The organism is Streptomyces glaucescens (assembly GCF_002154375.1).
GTDB classification, from domain to species: domain Bacteria; phylum Actinomycetota; class Actinomycetes; order Streptomycetales; family Streptomycetaceae; genus Streptomyces; species Streptomyces glaucescens.
In genome coordinates, this window is record NZ_MUND01000752.1 from 1 (window position 1) to 9,985 (window position 9,985).

Consider the following 9,985-nt stretch of genomic DNA (forward strand, 5'->3'; position numbering starts at 1 on the left):
CGCCGCGGCCGCGGCGAGCGCATCCTCGTCGTCACCCCGCAGCACGTCCTGGAGCAGTTCCAGCACGAACTGTGGACGCGGTTCGCGATCCCGCTGGTGCGCCTGGACTCGGTGGGCATCGAGCGGATCCAGCGGGAGATCCCCGCCGGCCGCAACCCGTTCACGTACTTCAAGCGCGTCATCGTCTCCATCGACACCCTGAAGAACACCGACCAGTACAAGCACCACCTGGAGCGGATCACCTGGGACGCGGTGGTCATCGACGAGTCGCACAACCTCATCAACAAGGGCTCCCTGCGCAACCAGCTGGCCCGCACGCTGGCCCCGCACACGGACGCCCTCCTGCTGGCCTCCGCGACCCCGCACAACGGTGACGCCCGCTCCTTCGCCGAGCTGATCTCCCTGCTGGACCCGGCCGCGATCCGCGACCCGGAGCACTACCGCGCCGAGGACATCAAGCACCTGTTCATCCGGCGCACCAAGGTCAGCCCCGAGGTCCGGGAGCAGATGAAGGGCCAGTGGGCGGACCGCGGCCCCTCCCGTTCGATCCGGGTGACGGCCACGCCCGCCGAGGAGAAGATCTTCGAGGAGCTGGCCGCTGTCTGGCTGCCGTCCGACGGCTCCCAGTCGGTCAGCGACGTCCCCCTGTTCCCGTACACGCTGCTGAAGTCCTTCCTCTCCTCCCACGCGGCGCTGAAGGCCACGGTCACCACGCGCATCAAGACGCTGGAGAAGAAGAACGCCCCGCAGTCGACCGCGGCCGAGCGAGCGGCCCTGCACCGGCTCCTTGAGCTGGCGTCGGGCATGACGGAGGCGGACTCGGGCAAGTTCGGGGCACTGCTGGAGCAGCTGCGGGAGATCGGGGTCGGCCCGAAGTCCGACACTCGGGTCGTGGTCTTCTCCGAGCGCGTGCAGACCCTGGAGTGGCTGGCGCGGACCGTGCCGCAGGCCCTCGGCTTCAAGGGGAAGGCCGCCCACGAGGCCGCCCGGGTCATGCACGGCGGCCTGTCGGACGAGCAGCAGATGCAGTGCGTGGAGGACTTCGGCCTCGCGGACACGCCCGTGCGCATCCTCTTCACCGGCGACGTCGCCTCCGAGGGCGTCAACCTGCACCGCCAGTGCCACCAGCTCGTCCACTACGACGTGCCCTGGTCGCTCATCCGCATCGAGCAGCGCAACGGGCGCATCGACCGCTACGGGCAGCCGCACCAGCCGCGGTTCCGGGCGCTGATCCTCACCAGCTCCGTCGACGGCGCCAAGGACGACACCCTCGTCGCCGAACGCCTGCTGGAGCGCGAGGCGCAGGCCCACCAGGCACTGGGCACGGCGGAGGCGGTGTCCGGCCTCTACCGGGCGGAGGCCGAGGAGAAGTCCCTGATCCAGGACCTGCTGCGGGGCCGCACCGTGGACGAGTCCCTGGACGCCCGCCACACCTCCGAGGCCGGTGCCGACGACGGCGTGGACGACTTCCTCGCCGACTTCTTCGGCGCCGTGAACGACGCACCGGAGGAAGATGCCGCCGCCTCCGGCGCGGGCGGCGGAGACGGCACCGCGGCGGTGCCCAGGGCACACGTGCCCCGGCTGTTCGCCTCCGCCCGCGAGTTCCTCGACGAGGCGCTGCGCGAGGTCTACCCGGACGCCCACGACCGGCTGGACCTGTCCGCCGACCCCGAGACCGGCCTGCTCTCCTTCGTCCCGCCGTCCGACCTGGTCCACCGCCTCAAGGCGCTGCCCCCGGACTACGTGCGCGAGCAGGGCCTGCGCGACCGCCTGAAGGTCACCTTCAACCGGCGGCTCGCCGACCACAGCCTGACGCGCGCCCGCGCCTCGGCGACGTCGAGCTGGCCCGACATCTCCCTGCTGACCGACCTGCACCCGGTCATGGAGTGGCTCACGGACAAGGTCCTGGTCCGCCTGGACCGCCAGGAGGCGCCGGTGCTGACCGCCGACGTGCCCGAGCCCACGTACCTCGTGCAGGGCATCTACTCCAACGCGCTCGGCCGCCCGACCGTCGTCAAGTGGATGGCGGTCACCACGGACGGCGAGGTCGACGACGACATGGTGGCGGTCCTGCGCCGCGCCCAGGTCGGCCCGACGATGGCGAACCCGGGCCTCGCCCACGACACGGCCCGCCTCGCCGAGGCGATCCCCGGCGTCCTGGACACCGCGGAGGCGTTCCTGGAGCGGCACCGCGAGGCGTGGGACGAACCGCTCAGGGCGCCCATCGAGGAGTACAAGGCCCGCCTGGGCTCCTGGGAGCAGCCGACGCTGACGGGCGGCGGCGCCGGGCCCACCGGCACCCGCGAACGCCTGGCCTCCCTCGCGGACTCCCTCCTCACCACCGGCCGCCCGATGCTCCGCGTCCTCGCCGTCCTCGCCCCGGCCCACGCCGCCTGACCCATCACCCAGAGGTTCACCACGATGACGTTCGACTCCCTGGTCAACCGCGGCGACTACTTCTCCGCGCACTACCTCGCCGAGGTCCTGCCCAAGGACCTCAAGTCCGGTCTGCTCGCCGAGTGGAAGCAGCGCGAGGAGGACGCCGCCGACACCGAGCGGCCCGAGGACGCCCTGCCCGTCACCCCCCGCGCGGGCCTGCGGGCGCTGCGCCGCCCGTACTTCGCGGCCCGCTCCTACTTCACGATGGACGAGGAGCGGGCGGCCACCGGCGACGACGCCGTGACGTACGACGCCCCCGAATGGCGCGACCGCGTCCGCGCGCTCAACACGCAGGTGCTGCGCGCCCTCGGGTACGACGCGAAGCCGGGCACGCTCACCGTCGTCCGCGCCGACCAGTCGCACGAGGTGACGGTCGCGCACAGCGAGAAGGACCTCGTCGCCCTGAACTGCGGCTGGTCCGCCGAGGCCGACGACGCCCTGGACCCCGACGGCGCGGGACGCCTCCTGGACGAGGTGCGCCTGGACGGCCAGCACACCCTCACCACCGGCTCCAAGCTCGCCTCCTTCCTGTTCGCCTGCGAGGACGCCCCCCGCTACGTCCTGCTCCTGGTCGGCGGTGTCGTCGTGCTCGCCGACCGGGCCGCCTGGGGCGAGGGCCGCTACCTGGCGGTGTCGCTGGACCGGGTGCTGGAACGCAACGACACCAAGGCGGGCGGCGAGATCGACACGGTGGCCGCCCTGTTCGGCGCCGACTCGCTGCGCACCCCGGAGGAGGGCGGCGAGAACCCCCTCGCCACGCTCCTCGACAAGTCGACCAAGCACGCGGTGGGCGTCTCCAGCGAACTGCGCGACGGCCTGCGGCTGAGCGTCGAACTGATCGCCAACGAGGTCCTGGACCGGCTGCGCGAAGCCGGCGTCCGCCCGGAGGAGGTCAGGGAACTCCCCGAGCTGGGCCGCCAGCTGACCCGCGAGTCGCTGCGCTACCTGTACCGCATCCTGTTCCTGCTGTACGCGGAGGCCCGCCCCGAGCTGGGCATCCTGCCCTCGGACTACCCCGAGTACCAGATGGGCTACGGCCTCGGACGCCTCGGCGAGCTGATCGCCGAGCGCGACCTGGTCGACGAGAAGTCCCGCAAGGGCTTCTACCTGTACGAGTCGCTGGACCTGCTGTTCCGCAAGGTCCAGGAGGGCCACCGCCCGCGCCGCACGCACGGCGCGGACGCGGAGTCGGCCACGACCGTGTCCGCGAAGACGTCGGAGGACGTGGGCCTGCGCTTCGAGCCGCTGCACTCCAAGCTGTTCGAGCCGGACGCGATCCGGCTGATCGGCCGGTACGCCGTCCCCGACCCGCGCGTCGACACGGAAGCCGAGGCCGGTGCCGAAGGCGGGGAGCGCTTCATCGACACCCGCCTGCGCAACGAGACGCTGTACCGGGTGCTGCGCCTGCTGATGCTGACCCGCGGCAAGCGGCGCGAGCGCGGCGGCTTCATCTCCTACGCCCAGCTCGGCATCAACCAGCTCGGCGCCGTGTACGAGGGCCTGATGTCCTACTCGGGCTTCGTCGCGGGCGAGAAGCTGTACGAGGTCGCGAAGAACGGCGACCCGAAGGACGGCTCCTGGCTGATCCCGGCGTCGAAGGCCGACGAGTACCCCGACGAGGTGTTCGTCCGCCACAGGGACGAGGACACCGGCACGGAGGAGCGCGTGTGGTACGCGCCGGGCGCGTTCGTGTACCGCCTGTCGGGCCGCGACCGCCAGACCTCGGCCTCCTACTACACGCCCGAGTCGCTGACCCGGGTGACGGTCCAGCTGGCGTTGCAGCACCGCCTCGACCAGGACGGCACGAAGACCGAGGCGCGCGAGCTGCTGGAGTGGAAGATCTGCGAGCCGGCGCTCGGCTCGGGCGCGTTCCTCAACGAGGCGATCAACCAGGTCGCGGCGGAGTACCTGCGGCGCCGCCAGGACGAGCTGGGCGTCGCCATCGACACGGAGAGGTACGCGGTCGAGCTCCAGAAGGCCAAGGCGTACATCGCCCTGCACAACTCCTACGGCGTCGACCTCAACGACACGGCCGTGGAGCTGGCGGAGGTCTCGCTGTGGCTGAACACCATGCACCCCGGCATGGAAGCCCCCTGGTTCGGCCTGCACCTGCGGCGCGGCAACTCCCTGATCGGTGGCCGTAGGGAGATCTACTCCGCCGAGCGCCTGAAGAAGGGCGGCTGGCTGGGCACGACGCCGGAACGCTTCCCGCTGTCGGATGCCCTGGCGGGCTCCCCGCTCCCCGAGGGCGCGGTGCACCACTTCCTCCTCCCGGCGAAGGAGTGGGGCGCGGTCGCGGCCGAGAAGGAGGCCAAGGCGCTGGCTTCGGAGGAGGCCAAGGCCCTCGCCGCCTGGCGCAAGGCGATCACCAAGTCCCCCAACGCCACGCAGACCAAGCGGTTGCAGGGTCTGGCTCGGCGGGCCGAGTACCTGTGGGGGCTGGTCGTGCGCCGGCTGGAGATCTCCGAGCGGGAGATCTCGCGGCGGATCGACGTGTGGGGCGCGGAGGACGGCTGGCTGCGCTCACCCGAGGTCGCGGTCCCGCGGGAGAAGGTCAAGGCCGACCTGGAGGCGGTCGACACCCCGTACTGGCGCTTGAAGACGCTGATGGACGCGTGGTGCGCGCTGTGGTTCTGGCCCGTGCAGGAGGCTGCGCTGCTGGACGGCTCGCATGAGGTGTACGCGCGGGCGGCGGAGGTCGCCTCGCGGTCGGGCGAGTGGGTTGTGCCGTCGGCCCCGGCTTCGGTTCCGGGCCAGTCGGGTGCGCCCGCTCGGGAGACGTATGAGTCGGAGGACCTGTTCGGTGACGTCCAGGTCGTCGAGGTCAAGTCCAAGGGCGCGCGGGGTGGCAGCCGTAAGGAGCAGATCAAGGGCGAGCGTCGCCCGGTAATCCCGCTGGCCTCGCTGGAGGACTGGCTGGACTTCGCTGAGTCGCTGCTGGGCACGCAGGACGTGGCCGTGGACTCGCTGGTGGCCCAGTTCGACACGCTGGACGAACTGGAGCGGTACGAGGACGAGCTGCCCGAGTGGATGGGCATGGAGCGGTTCTACTCGCTGGAGTCGCGGTATCCGTGGGCGGCGGTCGCGCGGGATGTGGCTGAGCGGCAGGGGTTCTTTCACTGGGAGTTGGAGTTCGGGCAGATTTTCGGAGCGAGGGGTGGTTTTGATCTTCAGGTGGGGAATCCTCCTTGGGTTCGGCCGCGATGGCAGGAGGACTTGGTTTTGGCTGAATTGGAACCCTGGTTTGCACTTACTGAAAAGCCTAATGCCGCAGAGTGGCGCCTCCGAAAGGAACAGGCACTAAAAAATCAGGAGAATGCTTCATACTTCCTTGAGGAACAGGCAGTAAACACTGGCACAGCTTCAACGCTCGGCACTGGAACCCTTTATCCACTACTTGCCGCAACCCAGCCCAATCTCTACCGGGCATTCATGTGCCAGGTGTGGCGTCACATTGCCCAATCCGGCACCGCCGGACTAATCCACCCCGACACGCACTTCTCGGGAACTAAGGAAGGCCCACTCAGAAGTGCCGCATTTCGGCACCTCAGGCTACATGCACACTTTATGAACGCCCTGATCCTATTCGACATCAGGGACAGGAACGAGTTCAGCGTCAACATTTACGGAGAATGTCGCACACAAGTTGAGTTCCAGCATCTTAGCTGGCTTTTCTCGCCAGACACTCTGACCGCGACGCTACAACACGACGGGCACGGCTCCCTTCCTGGGATCAAGCACCTAGGGTCCTGGGACCTACGCCCCCATCATGATCGCATTGTGACTCTCAACGAGAGACTACTGGAGAGCTGGCAGAGTGTATCCGGGCACACGGGCGCGATCGATGAAACTCCACTGCTTTACCCTGTCCAAAAAGCAGAACAGGGGGCCGTTGAAGCATTGGGCTCCTTTACTCCGCGGCTATCATCGTTCGCTCCGAGAATCAGCAGCGGCTACCACGAGGCCACCAGCAAGAAGGACGGGCTTATTCAGTGGGGCAATCAGCCCGTACAAACTCTGAGCGACGTCATCATTCAGGGCCCTCACTTCGGAGTGGCAACGCCATTCAATAAGCAGCCCAACATCCCATGCCTTAACAAAAACGACTGGGAACCATGGGATGCGACTCAAATCCCATCGGAAGTCGTACCGGTCTCGAATTACGTACGCGCAACAGACAGCAACCGATACGAATCCGCGCAAGACGTGTGGAATGGCCGTCGCTATATCGAGTACTTCCGTTTGGCCTGGCGCCGGATGATCCCTCTGGCTAACGAGCGTAGTCTTTTCGCAGCCCTTATTCCACCAGGCCCGGCTCACATCGATGCCGTGCACTCATTGGCTCTGAGCGACAACCACTTGACTGCTTTGACCGCGGGTTTCTGGGCGTCGCTACCTCTGGATTATCTACTGCGCATCACCGGCCGATCGGATCTTCGCATTGCCGAAGCCAACAAAATGCCAGCTCCGACACCCGATCACCCACTGGCATCCCCACTCCTCCTTCGCACTCTCCGCCTCAACTCACTAACCACCGCATACGCACCGATTTGGGCCGAGCTATTCCAAGCCACATGGCCGGGTTATGAGGACTGGGCGAACCCGAGCTGGCAGCACCTCAAACCGCTCGCCGCGCACCTCAAGCCGACGTGGAAACATGACACGCCACTGCGTACCGAGTACGAACGCCGAGCTGCTCTTGTCGAGATCGACGCCCTCGTGTCTGTCTGGCTCGGCATCACTGCTGAACAGCTCGTAGCGATTTACAGGTCTCGCTACCCAGTTCTCTCCGACTACGAGTCGCAAACATACTTCGACGCCCAGGGCCGTAAAATCGCAGCGAATCACAACGCTTACGGCCACGGACAGAGCAAGCAGGACTACCTGGACCTACTGGCTCACTTGGAGAACCCCCAGTCCAGCCCGCCCCCCGCTGGCTACACCGCCCCCTTCTACAAGGCCGACCGCGAAGCCGAGATGCGTGCCGCGCACGCGCACTTCCAAGCTCGCTTGGACAAGGAGATCGCGGCTGGCCGCTGGACTCCGCCTGGGAGCCGCGTAGCCTGAGTACGGCTTCTCATAGCAAAGGTGGGCGCTTCCTTGAGAGAAGCGCCCACCTCGTAAGTCGCCGTACATTTACGCTCGACCAGCCAGGGAACAGCTGGCTCACGGCACCAATAAGTTCACATCGACTCGAGCAACGCTGACCACGCCGTCGGCCCCACCCGCAGTACAGGCCCACACGCCTGCACCTGCTTCGAGTCACGCACGTGGACGGCAACAGCATCGATGGCGACTTCGACGCACTCCCCGCCTTCCTCACTGCTGTAGCTGCTCTTGAACCAGCGTAGGGGGCCACCCGTTCCCGGCGTTGCCTTGTCGGTGCTCACAGCTCTCCCAACAACTTCTCGACGTACGCAAGTGATTCGCGAGGCGTCAGCGCTTGGGCACGTAGCGTCCCGTACTTGGCTTCCAGAGCCCGGACGGGCTCGCGGTCGCTGTGGACCCGGCTGACGTTCTGTACCTCCACGTACGCGATCCTGCGCTCTCCCTTCGTCTCGATCAAGGTGAACGGACCGGCCATCCCGGCGTTCTCCTCACGATCCAGCGGCATGATCTGTACTTCGATGTGCCGCATATGACCCACGAGCAACACCTGCTCCATCTGTCCACGCAACACGTCGCGTCCGCCGAGGGGGCGGCGCAGCACCGACTCATCAATGACGAAGCTCATCAGCGGAGGTGGCTTGCGGTAGTAGATCTCCTGCCGTGCCAGCCTCGCGGCAACCCGTTCGTCGACCACCGCGTCGTCCAGCGGAGGCCGCAGCATCCCGAACACCGCCCGCGCGTACTCCTCCGTCTGCAACAACCCCGGCACCGCCTGGTTGGCGTACACATGCAGCTCGACCGCCTCCGCCTCCAACTTCGCCGCGTCCCGGAAGAACGCCGGATACCGAGCCCTCGCCACCTCCTCCTTCATCACCACCAGCAGCCCGCCGGCCCCCAGCACCTCATCCGCCCGATCGATGAACTCCGGCCTGGGGATGCGCCGCCCCAGCTCCACCGACGTGACCATGTCCTCGCCGTACCCGAGCTGCGCACCCAACTCCGCCCGGGTCAGGCCCCGGCTCGTCCTGAGCAACCGCAACTGCTGCCCGAAACACCGGAGGATGCCCGCCTCGCTCTCACCGTGCACCGCCATGGTGACCTCATCTCACCCACCCGCCGTGAGGCGCCCGCTTCTCGTCCCGCCGCAGGCACCACACCCGTCCGTCACTCACGGGTCACTGTAAAGACACGCACCGTCGCCTCCGCGCCACTTGGCCCCGCTTCCCCCGTACCGCGTACGAGCGTCCGCCCTCCCACGTACAGCACCCGCCTGTACACCCGCCCCCGCGTGTCCCACCAGGGCACCGGCCGCCTGACGACGCGCTAGGGTTGCGCCTCAAGGGGAGGACATCGAGCGGCCATTGCGCCGCTCACCGAATCACCGCGCGGAGACGACAGCAGGGGTGCCCGCGCCCCGCGACTCGGCCACTCGCGGAACAGCCTGGGGGGACTCACCATGACCGACGCGCCTGTGGACGCTGCCCACACCGACGCTAACGAGGCCGACGACGCCGCCGACCGGAAGGTCGTCGAGCAGGAGCAGTCCGAGATCAAGGACTTCGTCAAGGGCCTGAGCGCGGACGACATCAAGTCGGGCAACTGGTTCACCAAGCTCGCCGCTCATGCCATGAACGCGTACACGGAGAAAGTGGACTGGCAGTACTTCCAGGACCGGTACGCGGGTGTGCCCGCGGATGCCATCGTGGATCAGCGGATCAAGATGGCGGCTCGGTACGCCGCGCTCGAAGGAGGGCTCTCCGCCGGGGCCTACACGGCGACCGTCGCCGCCACCATCGGGAGCCTCGGGGGTGCATCGCCGGCGACCGTCCCCGCGGCCGTGGCGACCATGATGGTCGACGTCGCGTTCATCACCCAGCTCCAGCTGCGCCTGGCCTACGACATCTCCGTGCTCTACCGGGTCCCGCTCGACGTGCACGACCCCGAGGACCTGTGGAAGCTCATCCGCGTGGCCTTCACGGTCAAGAGCGGGGAAGCGGCCAACAAGACCGTGGTCAAAGCGGTCCCGGCCCTGGTGCGACCGTTGGTCAAGCGCTTCTACTCGAGTTCGGTGCTCACCGCCGGGAAGGCGCTCCCCGTCGTCGGGAAGCACCTTCTGCAGCGCAACGTCATCAAGATCGGTATCCCCCTGGTCGGCGTCCCCCTCGCCGTCCTGCTGAACCGCTACACGACGCTGCTCGCCGGGCGGCATGCGCAGGCCGTCTTCCGGAACGAGGCGCGGGTGATCGAACTCGCCGAGAATCTGAGCAAGCGGAGTCGGCACCCGCAGTTGATGCTGTGGGTCGCATGGCTCGTCATCAGGGCGAACCGCAAGATCGCCGACGACGAGGCACTGCTGATGCGTCATCTGGTGAGGGTGGTCCGGGAGCGGCACGAGGTGGTCGACGAGCAACTCGCGCACCTCGTCGACATCGACCCC

Annotated in this window: 5 protein-coding genes; 3 read left to right on the forward strand and 2 right to left on the reverse strand. The window is 67.7% G+C overall.

Annotated elements, in window-relative coordinates; translation table 11 throughout:
• Both CCN42_RS36635 and CCN42_RS36640 read left to right on the forward strand, forming a co-directional pair.
• Window positions 1–2,397: DEAD/DEAH box helicase (locus CCN42_RS36635; RefSeq protein WP_086741634.1), on the forward strand; the 2,397-nt coding region annotated here is incomplete at its 5' end.
• 24 nt (window positions 2,398–2,421) lie between these two features.
• Complete coding sequence (locus CCN42_RS36640) at window positions 2,422–7,506, forward strand: restriction endonuclease (RefSeq protein WP_086741635.1); 5,085 nt, start codon at window positions 2,422–2,424, stop codon at window positions 7,504–7,506.
• A 116-nt stretch (window positions 7,507–7,622) separates the two neighbouring features.
• Here CCN42_RS36640 and CCN42_RS36645 read toward each other — a convergent pair whose 3' ends face one another.
• Complete coding sequence (locus CCN42_RS36645; protein WP_086741636.1) at window positions 7,623–7,829, reverse strand: DUF397 domain-containing protein; 207 nt, start codon at window positions 7,827–7,829, stop codon at window positions 7,623–7,625.
• Window positions 7,826–8,641, reverse strand: coding sequence for a helix-turn-helix domain-containing protein (locus CCN42_RS36650; protein ID WP_086741637.1), 816 nt, complete (start codon window positions 8,639–8,641; stop codon window positions 7,826–7,828). The genes CCN42_RS36645 and CCN42_RS36650 overlap by 4 nt, the downstream gene beginning before the upstream one ends.
• A gap of 363 nt (window positions 8,642–9,004) precedes the next feature.
• Here CCN42_RS36650 and CCN42_RS36655 point away from each other — a divergent pair.
• Window positions 9,005–9,985 (forward strand): hypothetical protein (locus CCN42_RS36655; protein WP_086741638.1); only part of this gene is annotated, 981 nt, incomplete at its 3' end.